We start from the raw sequence: 18,177 nt of genomic DNA, 5'->3' as shown, positions 1-18,177 counted from the left end.
TTCAGTTAATGATATTAAAGTAGCAAATGCTGCCGGTTGCCGCAAGAATGCCTTTGCCGGGATGTATTCCCCTGTGCTTTCGTTTGCAGCGGGTTCCCAAATGTAGTTATTGACATGTGCCCATAATGTTGATTAAGATGGTAATGGGCATATGATCATAAGCAGGGTACTAAGGAGGTGGATACGATGCCTAAAGGAGACGGGACAGGTCCGCGCGGCAAGAGTCGGGGAACGGGCCGGGGCCGCGGTCCTTGCGGCGGGGCCGGGAAGGACCAAGTCCCGGACGACCGTAAGCGGGGCGACCGGATTCACGGCGCAAGATGCGTCGGTGCCGGCCGGGGTCGCGGAGCAGGATGCAGTAGCGGCATAGGTCAAGGTTGTGATCCGTTTCAAGGTCGCGGACGGGGAAGACGGGCCGGGCGTGGAGCGTAAAAGCTGATATGCCGGTCCGGAAATAAATTTTTTTGGAGGGATAAGTTTATGCCTGCTGGAGATCGGACCGGTCCCTTTGGGGCGGGACCGCGCACGGGACGAGGACTTGGTTTGTGCGGCGGCGCCGCGGCGCCGGGCTACACCGCCCCCGGATTCGGCCAGGGCGGACGCTTCGGCGCCTGGGGTTTCGGCGGTTGCCGGGGCGGACGCGGCCGGCGTTGCTGGTTCGGCGGGCCGGGACGGGGCCGCGCGTATGCCTGGGGCCTACCCTACGGCCCGGCGACCCGCGAGGATGAGGTCGAAACCTTGTCGGAGCAGGCCGCTGAGTTGGAGAGGGCCTTAAAGCACGTTAAAGCGCGTCTTAACGCTCTGCGTCGGGAAAAGAACCAGGGTGAGGCCGAGGGCGAGGATGAGGATGAGTGAGCCGCTGACGGTGGCCGTGGCCAGCGGCAAGGGCGGCACCGGGAAAACCACCGTAGCTACCAACCTGGCCTACGTGCTGGGGCGGCAAGGCCGCCCGGTCTGGTACGTGGACTGTGATGTCGAGGAGCCGAACGGCCACCTATTCCTCAGACCCGGCCTGACGGAGGAGAAGAAGGTTACGGTCCCTGTCCCGGAGGTGGATTTGAACCGTTGTGTTCACTGCGGCCTTTGCGCCGAGATCTGCCGGTACGGGGCGATCGCAGCGGTGGGAGACATGATTCTGACTTTCCCCGGGATGTGCCACAGCTGCGGCGGGTGCTTCCTGGTCTGTCCCGCGGAGGCGATTTCCGAAGGCGAGCGCCTGGTAGGGATCGTCGAGAAGGGACGGGCCGGACCGGTGACCTTTGTACATGGTCGGCTGCGTGTGGGGGAGGCGATGAGCCCTCCCTTGATCAAGGCGGTCCGGCGGGCGGCAGGTGGGGGCGCCGTGCAGGTCATCGATGTTCCTCCGGGAACCTCCTGCCCGGTGATCACCGCCATCCAAGGGGTGAACTTCGTGGTTCTGGTGACCGAGCCGACGCCTTTCGGATTACACGACCTGGGCCTGGCTCTCGACATGGTGCGGGAGCTGGGCCTCCCCCATGCGGTTGTTGTGAACCGGACGGATGAAGACAACGACAGCGCCCGGGAGTTTTGCCGGCAAAGGCAGGTCAAGATCCTGGCCGAGATTCCCGATGACCGGCGGGTGGCGGAGGCTTACTCCCGCGGGGAAATGGCGGCAAGCATTTCCGGTTACGCGGAGCGGTTTGAGGCACTCCTCGCAGCCGTGAAGAGGATGGTGGTCCGGTGAAAAAATTGACTGTGGTCAATGCGGATCAGGTACGCAGGATGCAGGAGGAACTGCCTACCGGCCACGGTCCGGTCCGAGAGGTAGTGGTTATCAGCGGCAAAGGGGGAACCGGCAAGACGAGTATCGTCGCTTCTTTTGCCGCCATGGCCGGGAACCCCGTTCTGGTCGACTGCGACGTGGACGCCGCCAACCTGCACCTCGTCATGAACCCCGAGGTCCGGGAGTCCGGTGAGTTCAGCGGGGGTAAGATCGCCCGCGTCGAAAAGGAACTCTGTAACGGCTGCGGCAAATGCTATGAGCTTTGCCGCTTTGAGGCCATCGTTCCGCAGGAGGGACCACCCGTAAAGTACGTCGTCGACCACCTGATGTGCGAAGGCTGTGGTGTATGCGCCTACTTCTGCCCGGAAAAGGCGATCGCTTTCGAGGACGCCGTCAACGGCCGCTGGTATGCTTCGACTACTCGCTTCGGCCCCATGATCCATGCCCGGTTAGGGATTGCGGAAGAAAACTCGGGCAAGCTGGTCAGTCTTTTGCGCAAAAAAGCCCGGGAACTCGCCGCAAAGGAAGGACGCTCCTTAATTCTTATCGACGGGCCGCCCGGCATCGGCTGCCCGGTCATCGCTTCCATGGGCGGCGCTGACCTGCTGGTACTGGTTACCGAGCCCACCGTTTCGGGAGAACACGACCTAGCGCGGGCAGTGGAACTCGCCGAGCATTTCGGAGTACCGGCTGTCGTCTGTATCAACAAAGCTGACTTAAACAGCGAGGTAAGTGAACGCATTACCCGATGGACGCGTCAGCGGGGATTGCAAGTGGCGGGACGCGTACGCTACGACAGGGCGTTCACCCGTGCCCAGGTAAACCGCAGCACGGTAATTGAAAACACTAACGCTGCCGACGGTCCGGCAGAAGACTTGCGAAACCTTTGGCGGCAGGTGCTCAGCGCTTTAGGCTGAAACGAGTCTGGATTCCCCCGACGGGTTAAGCGCCGGAAAAGTTGGCTTAAGTGAGCCTAAACCTTTGAGGAGGTGGAAGAAATGCGCGTTGCCGTATCGGCTGTCGGCCCGCGGTTGACGGACCGGGTCGACCCGCGGTTCGGCCGCTGTGCCTGCTTCATTATTTACGATACCGAAGACGGAAAGGTGGAAACGCTGGACAACGGCGCGGCCGCGAGCGGCGGGGGCGCGGGGGTTCAAGCCGCTCAGGCCGTCGCCGGCGCCGGAGTCGGGGCCGTGCTCACGGGCAGCCTCGGACCTAATGCCTACCGCGTACTGGATGCCGCCGGCATCAAGTGCTACACCGGTTGCAATGGCACGGTGGAAGAGGCTTTGAGGCGGTTCACCGCCGGAAACCTTAAACCGGCCCCTGGTGCCACCGTAGAAGCGCATCACGGCGCCCGGTAGAAAACCCCGGTTCCTGCCATTCTTTCCGGCCTAGTTCTTTAGTTGTTGACATATACCCTTAATTTGCTGTAGCCTTAGTAACAGGCATACGTTCATAAATAAATGGAGGGATCAGCATGAGAATTGCCATTGCTACGGCTGACGGAAATGTTTCGGAACACTTCGGGCACTGCCCCGAATTCACGGTCAGCGAGGTTGAGGACGGTACCATTAAAGAGACAAGAACGGTGCCGAATGACGCCGGCGGGCCGCGCGTGGTGACCGGGCTGCGGGCCGACGTGGTCATCGCCGGCGGTATCGGGGCGGGAGCCAAACGCGTGCTGGAAGACAACGGGATTAAGGTTATTACGGGTGCTTCGGGCCCGGTTGACCAGGTGCTGCGGGACTTCGTCGCGGGCAAGCTGGTGTCCAGCGGCTCCCTGTGCGACCATTCCGGCCAGCACCACGGGCATGGGCACCACGGCGGCGACTGCGCCGGCGGCCGCTGCGCCTGCGCGGATGGACGTTAGAAGTTAGTAGTTGGCAGTTGGACTTAGACGAACTGGCAGAACCAAATCCTGTTTATAACAGCAAAGCCCAGGCAACTTACAGCGGGTGGCCTGGGCTTTCAAGCCTTGGAAGGGAGGCCGCGTTTTCGGCCCGCATCTTTGTTTGCGCCCTGTCGAATTGTCTGTTATGATTAGGGCTTAAAGGAAGGTGTTTCCTCTGGACGAAAGGGCCACCCACATGTGCTTCGCGTGCAGCCCGGTAAACCCCATCGGGCTGAAACTGCTGTTTGAAGATGACGGCGATGTCTTGCGCACTTCATTTACACCGGGTGAAGAGCATCAGGGCTGGACCGGCTGGGTCCACGGCGGGCTGATTTCGACCGTCCTCGACGAAGCGATGGCCCAGTGGTGCTGGCGCCGGGGGATGACGGCGATGACCGCCGAGATTGCGGTACGCTTCCGCAAGGGGGTACCGGTTAACCGGACGATCCTTGTTACGGCGCGCCTGCTGCGGGAGAAGGGACGCCTCGTGGAACTGGCGGCCGAGGCCCGGCTGGACGACGGTGAGCTTGCGGCGCAGGCGACGGCGAAGTTCATCCGCACCCCTGACGCCCTGGCCGGCGGACTGGACGGTGGGTAGCGGCGGATAGGCCGAGGTGCGGGGGTTCTGTGAGTGCGAAGGGTGCCGTGTTTTCCCGGGCGACTTTCCGGGGACGCCTCTTTCCGGTGAGCTTGCAGGAAAAACACGTTCTTACTGGGAGGCCTTTTCCACGTGGACTGCCTAGATCTTATGGAACCGGCGGGGTTGCGGAAAGTACTGGAGAACCTTGCTGCGGTTACAGGGATGGCCATGGCCTTGGTTGATGAGCGGGGCCGGTTGCTCTACGGAAAAAACAACGTACCCCTTTGCTTGTTGATTAACGGCACGCATGAAGGACGGCTCGCGTGCGAAGCCTTCCGCATAGGGCTCGCGCGGGCAGCGCTTGGTTCAGGGTGGGTGGAAAAACAGGTGTGTCACGCGGGGCTGGTTTACCTTGCTGCCCCGGTCGCCGTGACGGATACTGCGGCGGTGGTACTGCTGGGCGGCAACGTGGCCCTGCAGCCGCCGGCGGAGGAGGCGCTGGCGCGGCTGGCCCGGGAAACGGGCCTTGACTTGGGGAAACTCCAGGCGGCAGCCGGAGCGTTACCCGTCTGGTCGGAAGAGCGACTCCAGGCCGTCGTGGCGCTGGTACAGACGGCAACGGACACCGTGGCCCGGCTGCTGTACGCCAGGCAGGAACTCCAGAGGAAGGTGGACGAGCTTACCGCTCTCTTTGAATTTACCCGGAAGGTCTCCGGCAGTCTCCAGGTGACCGAAGTGGCGCGGCAGGCCCTGGAAGCGGTGCTGGGGTTGACCGGGGCTACCAGCGGGTCGGTGGTAATGCTGAATGAGGTGATGCCGGGGGTCACGGCAGGCGAAACAGCGGCTACCTTGGAGTCCTGCAACGAGTTTCGGGTCGTGCCTGCGGGCGAAATAGTGGCCGCCGTTGAGCGCGAGGCCTGCGCCACATGTTTTGACAGCCGACCCGAAGGCAGAACGCCTGAAGAAAGACGGCCTGCTGTAGCCATCCCCCTTACGGTCGGGGGTAAGGTAACGGGCGTACTGACCATAGCAGGCAAGCCGGAAGGTGTATGCTTCACCAAAGACGAGACCGTTTTTTTAACTACCCTGGGCACCGGCTTGGGGCTGGCGCTGGAAAACGCCCGCCTGTTTCGCCAGATGCAGGTAAGGGCGACCATGCTGGAACGGTTAGTCGAAGTAGGGCAGGTGGTATCGAGCAGCCTCGATGTAGATCTGGTACTTGAGTCGGCTTTGGCAAATGTCCGGGATGTGTTAGGCGCACAATGGTGTGCGCTGCGGTTGCTTGACGAGGAGACGGGCGAGCTGGTGCTTAAGGCCAGCCTGGGCATGAGCGCGGAGGTGCAGGCCAGGGTGGGCCGGATCCGGCCGGACCATACCCTGCTAGGCAAGGTGCTCCAGACGGGAGAACCTGCCGTAGTGGAAGATCTGACCGCCAGCAGACCCGGCACGCACCTGCCCTACTACGCGGCCGAGATGCAAGCCGTGGCCGTTGTGCCGATGAAGGTGGGCGGAAAGATTCTGGGCACATTGAAGGTATACTCCCCCGTGCCGCGGCGCTGGAGAGAAGAAGAAATCGGCTACCTGGCGATCATCGCAAGCCAGACCGGCTTGGCGTTGGAAAACGCCCGCCTCTACTCGTCGCTGCAGGAATACTATTCGAGTACCGTGCAGGCGCTGGCGGCGGCATTGGATGCCAAGGACGTTTACACGCGGGGCCATTCCGTGCGCGTGGCGAAGTGGGCGCGGGCGTGTGCCCGCATGCTGGGGCTTGGCGCCGAAGAACAGGAACAGATTTACCTGGCCGGGCTCTTACATGATCTGGGCAAGATCGGCGTGCGGGAGAATATTCTACTCAAGCCGGGGCCTCTCACTGCGGAAGAGAGAAAAGAGATGCAGAGCCACCCCGGGGTGGGGGCCAGGATTCTGGAGCCGGCCAGGTTCCCGGCGGCGGTGATTGCGGTGGTCCGGCACCACCACGAGGACTATGACGGCGGCGGTTACCCTGACGGCCTGGCGGGAGAAGAGATTCCGCTTCTCGCGCGTATTATCCGTGTGGCCGATACTTACGATGCCATGACGTCCGCCAGGCCTTACCGGCAGGCCCTTACTCCCCGGCAGGCGCTGGAGGAATTGCGGCGATGGGCAGGCCGGCAGTTTGACCCGCGTGTGGTGGAAGCCTTCCTACAGCTACCCGGCAAGGAGATGGAAGATATTGCTGGCGCACGGGGCTGTGGTAACGCTGCTGGCGGAGGTGACGGTAGTCACGTGTTGCCCGGGTGGAGGAGCAGGATGCGACCGTGTTCCAGCCGGGAACGGGTATCGCAGGGAACGACAGGCAATACTGATTAAGGAGCGCCTGCGTAGGTCCGATGTTTGTTTGAAAGGAGACTCTGACAGGGTGCAAAGGGAGGCAGCTCTGGATCTGCTTAAAAGGCATTTAAAGAACAACAACTTATTTAACCACTGCTTGGCCGTGGAAGCCGTGATGCGGCGCCTGGCGCGGCATTTCGGCGAGGACGAGGAACTGTGGGGCCTTGCGGGCCTGCTGCACGATATCGATTATGAGTACACGAAGGACAATTGGGACCTGCACAGCATCGAGGGGGCACGGATCCTGGAGGAGAAAGGCCTGCCGACTGCCGTAGTCTATGCGGTCAAGGTGCACAATGAACGGCACGGCCTGCCGCGCTTGGGCCTGCTGGACAAGGCCCTCTTCGCCACCGATCCGCTTACCGGTTTTATCGTTGCCGGGGCGCTGATCCGGCCGGAGAAGAAGCTGGAGGCGGTCGACGTTCCTTTCCTTCTCAACCGTTTCAAGGAAAAGGCTTTTGCCCGCGGGGCCAACCGCGAAACAATGCTCGCCTGTCAGGATATTGGCTTGTCATTAGAAGAGTTCGTGGGGCTCGGACTCGAAGCCATGCAATCTATAGCCCGTGACATCGGGCTATAGCCTGCGCTGAGCATTGGGCTTTGCGCGCTGAGTGTTGGGCTTGAGAGCTTTGTTAATTAGCCCATTGCTCAAAGCACAATGCTCAATGCCTCTGCAAACATCCCGGGTAGATTACAGACTAGAGGAAATAAAAAGTGGTTACTAAGCAAGAAATTATAAACTACATGATGAACGAGGCCTACCGGCCGATGACCGAAGGGGAACTGCAGTCTGTGTTCGGTATTGCGCCCGCCGAGAGCAGGCGTTTCAAGCGCCTGCTGCGGGAAATGGAGGCCGACGGATCTCTCTACGTGACGAGGGCCAGCCGCTACGGGGTGCCCCAGCGGATGAACCTGGTGGTGGGACGGCTGCAGGGCCATCCCAGGGGGTATGGTTTCGTCCTGCCCGACATCCCCGGAACCCCGGATGTCTTTGTCGGCGCCGGCAGCCTGAACGGGGCCATGCATAATGACCGGGTGGTGGTCCGCGTTTTTACCGGCCGGGACGGCCGGAGGGAGGGGGACATCGTCAAGATCCTGCGACGGGCCAACGAGCGCGTCGTGGGGACTTTCACCCGGAGGAATAACCTAGGCTACGTCACCTGCGACGAAGCCCGGATCCCTTACGACGTCATTATTCCCCGCGGGCGGTATCACGGCGCCAAGACCGGCGACAAGGTCGTCGCCATGATTACGCAGTGGCCGGGTGCCAAAAGGCTACCGGAGGGCAAGGTCGTGGAGGTGCTGGGGAAGAAGGACGACCCTAACGTCGATATGCTGGCCCTGGCCCGCAGGTATAACCTTCCCGAGGCGTTTCCGGGTAAAGTCCTCGGGGAAGCCGATGCCATCCCGGAGAGCATTGCCGACGAGGACCTCAGGGGCAGGCGGGACTTGCGCCTTTGGCCCATCGTGACCATCGACGGCGAGGACGCCAAGGACCTGGACGACGCCGTCAGCATTGAAGCGCTTTCTAACGGCCGTTTCCGGCTTGGCGTGCACATCGCCGATGTTTCCTATTACGTCCGGGAAGGGATGGCTCTCGACGCCGAGGCGGCCCGCCGCGGGACGAGCTTTTACCTTCCCGGGACGGTTATCCCCATGCTGCCGCCGCGCCTGTCCAACGGCATCTGCAGCCTCAATCCCCGGGTCGACCGGCTGACCATGTCGGTGGTGATGGAGATCGACCGCGACGGGGAAGTGACGGGCTACGAGATCTTCCCTTCGGTGATCCAGACCATGGAGCGCATGACCTACACCAATGTCCGCAAGATCCTCCGGGGCGAAGACCGGGAGGTCGTCAACCGGTACGCCGGGCTGGCCGACCGTTTCCGGGCCATGGAGGAACTGGCCCTCATCCTGCGGGAGCGGCGCCTCAAGAAGGGGGCCATCGACTTCAACATCCCCGAAGCGAAGGCCCTGCTCGACGAAGGCGGCCGCCCCCTTGACATCGTCCGCGTGGAGCGTTCCATCGCCGAACAGATTATCGAGGAATTCATGCTGATCACCAATGAAACGGTGGCGACGTACCTGCACGAGAAGGGTGCGCCCATGGTTTACCGCGTACACGAGAAGCCGCAAACCGAAAAGCTGGAGGCGCTGCAGGAATTTCTCCGGACGCTCGGTTACGGCATCAAGGGGTTCCCCAAGGTCCACCCAGGGGCGATCCAAGATCTGCTCGACGAGGTGAAGGGCAAAAAGGAAGAACGCCTGATCAACGCCGTTACTTTGCGGTCCATGCGGCAGGCCCGCTACGCCACCGAGCGCTTGGGACACTTCGGGCTGGCCTCGGAGAACTACTGTCACTTTACCTCCCCGATCCGCCGCTACCCTGACCTCCTGGTCCACCGCATCTTGCGGGAGGTCCTCGCCAAGGGCCGGCTGGACGGGAAGAGAACCGGTCAGTTCAGGGAACGGCTGCCGGAACTGGCCCAGCATGCGTCCGACCAGGAACGCCTGGCCGTGGACGCCGAACGCGAGGCCATGGAGATCAAGAAGGTCATGTTCATGCAGGACAAGGTCGGGGAAACGTTCGAAGGGATCATCAGCGGCGTAACCGCCTTCGGCATCTTCGTGGAGCTGGAAAACACGGTCGAGGGCCTGGTCAACATGACCAATTTGACGGACGACTTCTACACTTATGATGCAAAGGGATACCGTCTCATCGGCCAGCGCACGGGGCGCATTCTCCAGCTGGGCGACGCGGTCCGGGTCAAGCTGTTGCGCTCAAGCGTCGACGACCGCCAGATCGACTTTACGCTTGCCGACATTTGAACACTGGGCATTGAGCTATGAGCATTGGGCATTGGGCTTTTGGGATACTTTAGGATGGGATTCGGTATAACCGAATCCCTTTCCATATTAATCCCAGTGCTCATTGCCCAGTGCTCAGCGCTATCTCAGCGCCCAGCGCCCAGCGCCACAACTAGCCTGCGAAGCTGCAGGCTAGTTGTGTTTGCGGGAACTTTTTAACCAAAATAGGATTAAATCTCGCGAAATTAAACAGTATTATTATATAATGTAGGACAATATGGCATTTGAGGACGGTACTGAACAATGGCTAAAAAAACCGGTGAAGTCCAAACCTTGTTCGAGCCCATCGGCAAAGAAACGGTTGTCCAGGCTATCGTTCGCCGTTTTACCGACTACCTGCTGGAGGGGGCGCTGAAGCCGGGCCAGCGCCTGCCTCCCGAGCCCGAACTGGCCGAAAGGCTCGGCGTCAGCCGTACGGCGCTGCGGGAAGCCTTGAAGATGCTCGAGGGCCTGGGGATTCTTCATTCGCGCCGCCGCGGAGGCACGACGATCGCCACGGCCGTCAACAGTGAGATGTTCGATCCCCTGGTGCTCAGCCTGATTGTAGAAAAAGGCTCCAAGGACGAATTGTACGAGCTGCGCTACATGTTTGAGCTTAACGCCATCGACATGGCCATCAAGAAAGCCACCAGGGGTGAACTGGCCGGGCTGGCCGCCAACCTGGAGGCGTTTGCCGGGGCCATTCCCGAAGGCGACCTGGACGTCCTGGCCGCATTGGACCGCGAGTTTCACCTCAAGATATTGGAGATGAGCAAGAACGCCCCTTTCATCAAGATCGGGCGGACGGTGAGCTCGCTCTTCGGGAAGGCGATGCGCAAGGCTTTGGAAAAGATGGGTCCCGAACAGGTCCTGCAAAACCACCGGGACGTCTATGCGGCGCTGGTCGAGCGCGACCTCGGCCGGGCCAGGGAGATCGTCCACAAAGCTTTTACAGGCAGCAGGGATTTCTTCTGAACACGCCGGGGCAATATCGAGGGGCGTATTTAAACCGAACCGCCAAGACGCCAAGAACGCAAAGATGCATAACCCCTTCCGGGGGTTTTGCTTTTCTTGACGCTGCCGGTTGCAGGGCATATGATAGTAGCATTGTGATCATTGGTTATTGAACTGGTGAAGATCATGCACCGTATTGTCTATCTTCTCTGCCTGGGCCACTTGGTCGTCGACCTGAATAACGGAGCCCTGCCGGTCCTGCTTTCCGTTCTGCAGGAAGCCTTTCGATTATCTTACACGGCGGTTGGCAGCGCGGTCCTGATCGCCAACCTCAGTTCCTCGATCATCCAGCCGGTCTTCGGCCTCCTGAGTGACCGGTTTTCCTTTCGCTGGCTGATCCCCGTAGGGGCGATCGCCGCTTCCGGGGGCCTGGCGCTGGCCGGCCTGGCTCCTTCGTACGCCGTCGTGCTGGTGGGGGTCTTCCTGAGCGGCCTCGGGATTGCCGCTTTCCACCCGGAAGGTTCCAGGGTGACCTTTCACGCTTCGGGCGCGCGTAAGGGAGCAGCGGCGGCGATCTTCAGCATCGGCGGCAACATCGGCTTCGGGCTGGGCCCCATGCTGGCCGCCGCCCTGATCGCCTGGCAGGGCAGGGGCGGGATGGTCGGCCTGCTGGTCCCGGCCGCGATTATGGGAGGGGCCCTTTGGCTGGCCATGCCGGCGATGCAAAGAGCCACCGCCGCCGACGAGGCCTCCTTTAAAAAGGCGGCGACCACCGACGGCCGTTCCGGGGGCAACTGGCCGGCGATGGCCCTTTTGACCGCCCTGGTCACGTTGCGTTCCTGGACGCATTTCGGCGTGATGACCTTCCTGCCCCTGTACTACAAGAACCACCTGCAGCTGGGGACCGATTCCGGGGCGACCCTGCTGGCGGTATTCCTGCTCTCCGGGGCCGTGGGCACCCTTGTGGGGGGACCGCTGGCCGACAAGTGGGGCCGCCGCAACCTGATGATCCTGTCCTTCAGCCTGGTGATGCCGGCCTTGCTGGCCCTGCCTTATGTGAGCGGGGTATGGAGCCTGCTGGCCACGGCTGTGGCGGGCTTTATGATCGTGGCTACCTTTTCGGTCAGCGTCGTCTTCGCCCAGGAACTGCTTCCGCGCAACGTGGGCCTGGCGTCGGGCCTGGTGATGGGCTTTGCCATCGGCATGGGGGGCGTGGGCACGGTGCTCCTGGGGTATGTCGCCGACCATTTGGGCCTCCTCAGGGCGCTGAACGTCGTCGGCCTGCTCCCGCTCCTGATGCTGGGCATGACGCTCTGCCTGCCCCGCCGTCCGGAAGGATCGCAAACCAGGGGCCAAACAGCCCTGGCTTCTTAGATTAAATGCTACAGGATGGCTTTTTTGCTTGACAGTGCCACGGCGGGTCTTTAAAATAATGTTGTGTCACTTTAGATTGGGAAATACTTTTTTTAGGTTTTGACGCTTCGGGAGGGACTGTTTTTGAATACTTTCATGGCCAAGGCCGGAGAAATCGAACGCAAGTGGTACGTCATCGATGCCGAGGGGAAGCATCTCGGCCGTTTGGCTGCCGAGGCCGCAGCCATCCTGCGGGGTAAGCACAAACCGATCTTTACGCCCCACGTCGATACCGGCGACCACGTAATCGTCATCAACGCCGACAAAGTCGTCCTGACCGGCGACAAGCCGGATAAGAAGATTTATTACCGGCACTCGGGTTATCCTGGCGGGCTCAAATCCATGACCTACCGCACTTTCCTGGCCAGGAAACCGGAAGAGGCCGTGCGTAAAGCGATTGTCGGAATGTTGCCGCACAACAAGCTCGGCGCGCAGATGGCCAAGAAGCTCAAGGTTTACAAGGGCGCCGAACACCCGCACGAAGCCCAGAAGCCGGAAGTCTGGTCGCGATAAAGGAGGGGTAGAGGAGTAAATGGCACAGGTACAGTTTTACGGCACCGGAAGAAGAAAGAACGCCATCGCGCGTGTTTACCTGGTTCCCGGCAAGGGAGAGGTTAGGATAAATGCCCGTAACGCCGACGCCTACCTCGGACGGCGCACCCTGGAGACCATCGTGCGCCAGCCGCTCGAAGTCACCGGGACAAGCGGCCGCTTTGACGTCGTCGCCAAGGTCCTCGGCGGGGGCTTGAGCGGTCAGGCGGGAGCTGTCCGGCTGGGCATCGCCAGGGCGCTCATCCAGGCCGACCCGAACCTCCGGTCCGTTTTGAAGAAGGCCGGGTTCCTGACCCGCGACCCGCGGATGAAGGAACGCCGCAAGTACGGCCTGAAGAAGGCCCGCCGCGCTCCGCAATTCTCCAAGCGTTAAAATCTCGTCCACGATTAAAAGCGATCGCTCTCAGGCGATCGCTTTTTTAACGGCCGTCCGTGGTCACGGGGCTTCGAGCGGGGCCGGCCTTTGCTGGAAGGTTTCAATGATCTTGTTGTCGATCCACTTTGTGGCGGGCATGGCTTCCTGGGCGAAATAGGTGACCACGCCCGCATAGATGGCCAGGGCTACCTTCGCCTGGTACTCCGGGTCCTTCAGGAGCCGGCGCTCGGCCGGGTTGCTCAGGTAACCTGTTTCCACGATGACCGCCGGGACCCGCGCCTCCCGCGTGATGAAATAGTCGATCTCTTTGGGAACGCGTTTGGTGTTGCCGAGGACGCGTATCAATTCCGCCTGGATGGCCCGGCTGGCGCGCCTCGACGCCTCCGCGCCGGGTTGCGAAAAGGTCTGCGCCCCGCGCTCGCTCGAATTGTGGAAGTTGTTGCAGTGGATGCTGATCAGGAGATCGGTATCGGCCTCGTTGGCGATGCGGGCCCGCTCGGCCAGGTCGGCGCGCTGCCGCTCGATGATCCGCTTATCCTCGGTGCGGGTCATGATAACCCTGGCCCCTCCCTGGCGCAGGTAGTCCGCCAGCTTGAGGGCGATCGGCAGCGTGATGTCCTTTTCGAAGGTCCCGTCCGGGGCCCGGGCGCCCGAATCCTTCCCCCCGTGTCCCGGATCGACGACGATGGTCTTGTTGGCCAGGAGCCAGGAAAGGGCCGCTATCGTTCGCTCGTGCAGGTACCGGTCGGCCCACCGGTAGCCCGTCCAGCACAGGTATACGAAAGAAACCAAGATGAGAAACGCCAGCGCATGCCATGCCCGAAGGCGGTAAGCCGCAACCCAGACTGGCAAAATCATACCTCCTTTCCAGCATCTCACACCATGTCTATGCCGCCCCGGGGAAACCTATGACAGGTCGGTCGTCAGTCGTCTGGCAGCGGTCAAAACCGCGGGCGCAAGCCCGCCTCACGAGGCTGGTAATTCGACGGGCAAGCGGTTATATTGGGGATGAGGGGGTAATGGACAAGATGATCATTGCTCATTTAGTGAAAGGGAAGCTGAGCGGCCGGCTGTGTTTCGACGGCGTCCGCACCTTTTTTGAGGATACCGCGGAAGAGATAGCCCAAGCGATCAGGCCCTATCTCGACCAGCCGCTGGAGTATAAGACGAGCGAGTGGGTGAACGGGGAGAAAGTTAAAACAGACTGTATCGCTCAGCCGAACACGGTCGAGCATTTCAGCGCCCTGGTGTGGTTTTACGTGCCCTGCAAGGCCGGGGTGGGCATAGCGCACATCCAGAACCAGATCGAAACGTAACCATTTTATTTGTTTTCCGGCCCGTCCTTCCGGTTGCGGTAGGGGATGGGGATGAACTGCACCGACGGGCGCCGCTGGGGCGGTTGCGGGTAGAGCTCCATCAGCTCGTAGATTTCCGTGGGCAGGCCGGTTGCGACTTTCAGCCCCAGGTTCTGCAGCTTTTCAAAAGTAATGGGGTAGTCGTGGGTCCACTGTCCTGTGGACAGGGCCTTGGCTACCTCCCGCGCGTTCTCCTCGGGCATCTTCTCCTTGAGCAGCTCCAGGATGAACTCTTCGACCTGTACCAGGGCTTTGCTTGATATGTCAGCCATGATCAGGGTCTCGTCGTCGACCTTGTCCTTGCCTTTTTGGCGTACTGCTTCTACAATAGAAGCTGCGGGAAAATTCCCGAGCTGCGGGTCCACCGGGCCGAGCACGGCGTTCTCGTCCATGATGATTTCGTCAGCGGCCAGCGAGATCATTGTTCCGCCGGACATCGCGTAATGCGGAACAAAAACGGTAACCTTGGCCGGGTGCCGCTGGATGGCCCGGGCGATTTGTTCTGAGGCCAGGACCAGGCCCCCGGGGGTATGCAGCACCAGGTCGATGGGCAGGTCGTCGGGGGTCAGCCGGATGGCCCGCAGGACGTGTTCAGAGTCCTCGATGTTGATGAATCTTGTCAGCGGAATGCCCAGGATGCTCAGTAATTCCTGGCGGTGGATGAGGGTGATCAGGCGGGACCCTCTTTTTTGTTCAATCTGCCTGATCAGGCGCAGCCGCGCGGTCTCGATACTTCGCTGCCGGAGCATGGGGATAATGACGGAAAGCAGGAAAAAGAACCAGATAATGTCGATCAGGGAGATACTCAAGGAGCCGGAACCCCCTTTGCGGGAATGGAGCCATTTCTAGTCTTTCCTGTGTCAGGCACGTGATGCAGAGATTGCGACAAGGACTTGCTCCAAGGTGCTCGAATATATTCTAACGGTTTTTGTCGAAAGGAGGAAGGCAAATGTTGCCTGCCGCTAAAATTTACGAAGCCCTGGCTGTCGCGGAGAACAACAGGCTCTTCGCTTATCTTGAGGAGATTTACGAAAGGGTTCCCGAAGCTGATTGCCAGCGGTGCGGCACCTGCTGCGCCGATCCGCCCCCGGCCGGGCTCATCGAGTATTTAAACGTTTACCGCTACGTCCGCGACAACCTCAAGGACCTGCATCCCGAACTGGTCGAACGCGCGGTGCGGTTTTTCTTCCTGCACCTGGTCGACCCCGATGCCAAATGCCCGTTCCTGGGGACCGACAGCCGGTGCCTGATCTACCCGGTGCGCCCTTTGAACTGCCGCCTTTACGGCCACCTGGACCGGAAGGCGCACGAGGAATTAAACAGCCGGGGAATGGAGGATGTGGGCGAGTATTACCGGAAGACCCACGGCATCACGCTGCCCAAGGAGATCCTGGAGTCCAGGATCCCGTACTGCGAGGACATCAAGAGCAAGGGGCACCTTAAGCTCGAACAGGCGCAGGAGATGACCATGGGCGTCCTGGCCCTGGACGCGCAGATCCTGCCCTCGAGGCTGGTCTTCGACCAGGTGGTGTACGCGCCCCTGGGCACCCACCTGGCCTGCAGCGTGCTGAACGAGGGCGTGCAGAAAAAGCGCCCCGAGGTCATGAAGGAGTATCTTGAAACGGGAGCCAGCCCGCTGATGGAGAAGTATTTGGAGCGCGCGGGGAAGTTCAACTTCTAGATTGGCTGACTAAATCGTTACTGAACAAATGTGAGGGTCTCAAATGTGAGGGTCTGACCCTCACATTTGTGGTGGCGGTTCTGACTGGGGAGTGGGTAGGTGAGTCTGAGCGTCATTTTCGTAACCGCACTCGTGGTGGGGCTGACCGGCGCGATGATGCCGGGCCCCCTTTTTACTATTACGGTTGCCGAATCCGCCCGGCGCGGCTTGTTGACCGGGCCGCTGCTCATCGTCGGCCACGCCGTTCTCGAAGGCGCCCTCGTGCTCTCCCTCGTCGGCGGGCTCGCCGTTTTCCTAACGCTCCATTCCGTCACGGGAACGATCGCCTTCTTGGGCGGGGGCTTCCTGATCTACATGGGGCACTGCATCATCAGCGACGTGCTGCGCGGCAGGGTCAACCTCCAGGCTGTGCAGGACGCCGCCGCGACTAGCGACGGCGAGGCCGCGGGTAAGTCTACAGGTATTCTTAGGCTGATCGGCCTGGGCGCCGTCACCAGCGTCTCCAACCCCTACTGGTCTCTCTGGTGGGCCACCATCGGCCTGACCTACATCACCCAGTCGCTCGACAAGGGCTACCTCGGGCTTGCGGCTTTTTTTACCGGGCATATTTCCGCCGACTTCCTGTGGTACGGCCTGGTATCCTACCTGGTCGTCAAGGGCAAGCGATTCCTCTCCCCGCCCGTTTACGGCGAGATCCTGGTGATCTGCGGGTCTTTTCTGGTGTTCCTCGGGGGCTATTTCATCTGGACGGGGTACAAAACCTTTGCTGGCATGGTCTAGTCGTTATGGCTGCAAGCCGATGCTGCGGGTGATTCACTCACTTCCAACTTCTCACTTTCCGCCTCCCAAGCGGTGACGGAGGTTGACCGGCTCGAAGTCTTTTCGGACCCGGCCGTCGACCACGACCACGACGGGGAAACGGCCGGCGTTGAAGGCCGCGCCGATACGCCCTCCGCTGTCCAGGGCGAGAATCCCGCCTTCGGCGCCCTTCAGGTCCGCTAGCCTTTTTAACGCTGACTCGACCGCCTCTTGGGGATGCGTTCCCGCCGCGATCTGCTCGTCCACGTACTTGGCCGTCAGCGTCTCCACAAAGGCTTCGCCCACGCCGGTGCAGACCGCGGCGCTTGTCGACGAGGCATAGATCCCCCCGCCCAGCGCCGGGGTATCTCCAACCCTTCCAGGCATCTTCAGGGAACACCCGCCTGTCGACGAGGCTGCGGCCAGCGCCTGCCCGTCCCAGCAGACGCACCCGACGGTGTCGGCGCGGTACTCCAGCCCCGTAAAGAGGTTCTGGGCCGGCATCTCGCCCCGGGACAGGCTGTCCTTGGCCTTGCGCCACGCTTCGAGCTGCTCCCTGGTGATGCAGTTGGCTTCGGGGAAGTGATGCCGGCGCGCGAACTTGATGGCCCCCTCCCCGGCCAGCATTACCTGCTTGGTTTCCTCCATCAGCTTGCGGGCCACCGATATCGGGTTGGCGACCTCCCGGATGGCGGCCACGGCGGCGAAACGGTTTGTCCCGCCGTCGACGATGGCGGCGTCCATCTCGACTTCGCCGTCAAGATTGAGCACCGAGCCGTAGCCGCAGTTGAACCGCGGCGAGTCCTCCAGGAGGTTGAGCACGGCTTCGAGCGCCGGCACACGGCCCTGAATCAAAAGGTTGTGTCCCCTCAGCGCCGCCTCCTTAAGAAGCGCCATGAATTCCTGTTCCCGGCTCGTATCCAGCCCGCCGTGTACCGCGATAATGCCCATGTCTGTATTGTCGTCAGCCTGCCTGGTTTCTATGCGGGACGGTGCGCCGCCGTTTCCCGCCAGGAATTCGTCCGCTTTCCTGCAGGGCGGTGATGGACATCGCCGGGACCTTGTGGTAGGATCAAAACAGCCAGCTGGAAAATGCTGCGGGCGGCAATGCCGTTTGCCCTGCCGGTTGGCTGGCTTCAAGCACATATCGAGCCCTGTCCGGGTGCCTCCTGCCAGGAGAGAGCGTTCAAAAACGAGCATAGCCTTTGAGAGGTGAGATGTGGGAAGTCGGAAGTGGGAAATACAGGTTGGAATTCGCAGAGCGGATTCCGCCCCGTTCACACTTCTGACCTCTCACCTCGCACTTCCCAAATGGGCAGGCGAAGTTTTTCAACGGTCTCCCAGGGAGGTGAAAAGGGAATCAGGTGTGAATCCTGAACGGCCCCGCCACTGTAATGGGTGAGCAGTTCCTTGCCGCGGAAAGCGGCAGTGCCACTGGGCGACAGGCCCGGGAAGGTTGGAACCGGCGATGAACCCTGAGTCAGGAGACCTGCCCGGACAGCAGCAAGCTTACCTCCGAGGGAGAGGGGGCGATGTCCGGTGTTTTTCGCTGAACCCGGCGGCTAGCCTTGTCGACCCGGCCTCGGAAGGCCGGGTCTTTTGCTTCCGGTGTG

The 18,177-nt window shown here is 61.2% G+C and carries 19 protein-coding genes and 1 riboswitch; of the genes, 16 read left to right on the top strand and 3 right to left on the bottom strand.

Annotated features, from left to right (window positions below; translation table 11 throughout):
- Nucleotides 1-480: 480 nt before the first annotated feature.
- The 13 genes from ACUM6F_RS01005 (at nt 481) to rpsI (ending at nt 12,727) form a co-directional block, all read left to right on the top strand.
- A complete protein-coding gene (locus ACUM6F_RS01005; protein ID WP_445348109.1) occupies nt 481-855 on the top strand; it encodes a DUF5320 domain-containing protein in 375 nt (124 codons plus the stop codon).
- A complete protein-coding gene (locus tag ACUM6F_RS01000) occupies nt 848-1,705 on the top strand; it encodes an ATP-binding protein (RefSeq protein WP_445348108.1) in 858 nt (285 codons plus the stop codon). Before ACUM6F_RS01005 ends, ACUM6F_RS01000 begins: the two co-directional genes overlap by 8 nt.
- Nucleotides 1,702-2,661: an ATP-binding protein gene (locus tag ACUM6F_RS00995; RefSeq protein WP_445348107.1), complete on the top strand. Its 960-nt coding sequence runs from the start codon at nt 1,702-1,704 to the stop codon at nt 2,659-2,661. Before ACUM6F_RS01000 ends, ACUM6F_RS00995 begins: the two co-directional genes overlap by 4 nt.
- An 81-nt stretch (nt 2,662-2,742) precedes the next feature.
- Nucleotides 2,743-3,108 carry a NifB/NifX family molybdenum-iron cluster-binding protein gene (locus tag ACUM6F_RS00990; RefSeq protein ID WP_425620349.1) on the top strand — a complete coding sequence of 122 codons (366 nt, stop codon included), beginning with the start codon at nt 2,743-2,745 and terminating at the stop codon, nt 3,106-3,108.
- A gap of 116 nt (nt 3,109-3,224) precedes the next feature.
- Nucleotides 3,225-3,617 carry a NifB/NifX family molybdenum-iron cluster-binding protein gene (locus ACUM6F_RS00985; RefSeq protein ID WP_445348106.1) on the top strand — a complete coding sequence of 131 codons (393 nt, stop codon included), beginning with the start codon at nt 3,225-3,227 and terminating at the stop codon, nt 3,615-3,617.
- Nucleotides 3,618-3,804: 187 nt separating this feature from the next.
- The gene (locus ACUM6F_RS00980; protein WP_445348105.1) at nt 3,805-4,236 is read left to right on the top strand and encodes a PaaI family thioesterase; all 432 of its coding nucleotides are present in this window, start codon (nt 3,805-3,807) and stop codon (nt 4,234-4,236) included.
- A gap of 132 nt (nt 4,237-4,368) precedes the next feature.
- On the top strand, nt 4,369-6,567 hold the full coding sequence (locus ACUM6F_RS00975; RefSeq protein WP_445348104.1) for an HD domain-containing phosphohydrolase: 2,199 nt from the start codon (nt 4,369-4,371) through the stop codon (nt 6,565-6,567).
- A gap of 49 nt (nt 6,568-6,616) precedes the next feature.
- Nucleotides 6,617-7,168: an HDIG domain-containing metalloprotein gene (locus ACUM6F_RS00970; protein ID WP_445348103.1), complete on the top strand. Its 552-nt coding sequence runs from the start codon at nt 6,617-6,619 to the stop codon at nt 7,166-7,168.
- Nucleotides 7,169-7,302: 134 nt separating this feature from the next.
- A complete protein-coding gene (gene rnr, locus ACUM6F_RS00965; protein ID WP_445348102.1) occupies nt 7,303-9,417 on the top strand; it encodes a ribonuclease R in 2,115 nt (704 codons plus the stop codon).
- A gap of 282 nt (nt 9,418-9,699) precedes the next feature.
- Complete coding sequence (locus ACUM6F_RS00960; protein ID WP_425620344.1) at nt 9,700-10,410, top strand: FadR/GntR family transcriptional regulator; 711 nt, start codon at nt 9,700-9,702, stop codon at nt 10,408-10,410.
- 141 nt (nt 10,411-10,551) lie between these two features.
- Nucleotides 10,552-11,763 (top strand): MFS transporter, encoded by a 1,212-nt coding sequence (locus ACUM6F_RS00955; RefSeq protein ID WP_445348101.1) that lies wholly within the window; start codon nt 10,552-10,554, stop codon nt 11,761-11,763.
- A gap of 123 nt (nt 11,764-11,886) precedes the next feature.
- Nucleotides 11,887-12,315, top strand: coding sequence for a 50S ribosomal protein L13 (gene rplM / locus ACUM6F_RS00950; RefSeq protein ID WP_445348100.1), 429 nt, complete (start codon nt 11,887-11,889; stop codon nt 12,313-12,315).
- A gap of 19 nt (nt 12,316-12,334) precedes the next feature.
- Nucleotides 12,335-12,727, top strand: a complete 393-nt coding sequence (gene rpsI, locus ACUM6F_RS00945; protein WP_425620342.1) for a 30S ribosomal protein S9 — start codon at nt 12,335-12,337, stop codon at nt 12,725-12,727.
- A 63-nt stretch (nt 12,728-12,790) separates the two neighbouring features.
- Here the strand turns inward: rpsI and ACUM6F_RS00940 are convergent, their stop codons facing one another.
- The gene (locus tag ACUM6F_RS00940) at nt 12,791-13,582 is read right to left on the bottom strand and encodes an N-acetylmuramoyl-L-alanine amidase family protein (RefSeq protein ID WP_445348099.1); all 792 of its coding nucleotides are present in this window, start codon (nt 13,580-13,582) and stop codon (nt 12,791-12,793) included.
- A gap of 167 nt (nt 13,583-13,749) precedes the next feature.
- Between ACUM6F_RS00940 and ACUM6F_RS00935 the strand changes: the two genes are divergently transcribed.
- Nucleotides 13,750-14,046 (top strand): hypothetical protein, encoded by a 297-nt coding sequence (locus ACUM6F_RS00935; RefSeq protein WP_445348098.1) that lies wholly within the window; start codon nt 13,750-13,752, stop codon nt 14,044-14,046.
- A gap of 5 nt (nt 14,047-14,051) precedes the next feature.
- On the opposite strand, the gene ACUM6F_RS00930 is transcribed toward ACUM6F_RS00935, so the two are convergent.
- Entirely contained in the window at nt 14,052-14,894 is an 843-nt protein-coding gene (locus ACUM6F_RS00930) for an SDH family Clp fold serine proteinase (protein WP_445348097.1), read from the bottom strand.
- 143 nt (nt 14,895-15,037) lie between these two features.
- On the opposite strand from ACUM6F_RS00930, the gene ACUM6F_RS00925 reads away from it, so the two are divergent.
- Nucleotides 15,038-15,766 (top strand): YkgJ family cysteine cluster protein, encoded by a 729-nt coding sequence (locus ACUM6F_RS00925; RefSeq protein WP_445348096.1) that lies wholly within the window; start codon nt 15,038-15,040, stop codon nt 15,764-15,766.
- 99 nt (nt 15,767-15,865) lie between these two features.
- Complete coding sequence (locus ACUM6F_RS00920; protein ID WP_425620332.1) at nt 15,866-16,546, top strand: LysE family transporter; 681 nt, start codon at nt 15,866-15,868, stop codon at nt 16,544-16,546.
- Between the two features lie 51 nt (nt 16,547-16,597).
- On the opposite strand, the gene ACUM6F_RS00915 is transcribed toward ACUM6F_RS00920, so the two are convergent.
- The gene (locus ACUM6F_RS00915) at nt 16,598-17,515 is read right to left on the bottom strand and encodes an isoaspartyl peptidase/L-asparaginase family protein (RefSeq protein ID WP_425620331.1); all 918 of its coding nucleotides are present in this window, start codon (nt 17,513-17,515) and stop codon (nt 16,598-16,600) included.
- Between the two features lie 365 nt (nt 17,516-17,880).
- A riboswitch (cobalamin riboswitch) is annotated at nt 17,881-18,076 on the top strand.
- Nucleotides 18,077-18,177 lie beyond the last annotated feature (101 nt).

This window comes from Desulforudis sp. DRI-14 (assembly GCF_052618305.1).
The sequence above is the reverse complement of the archived record's forward strand: the minus strand, read 5'-3'. Positions and strand labels throughout refer to the sequence as shown.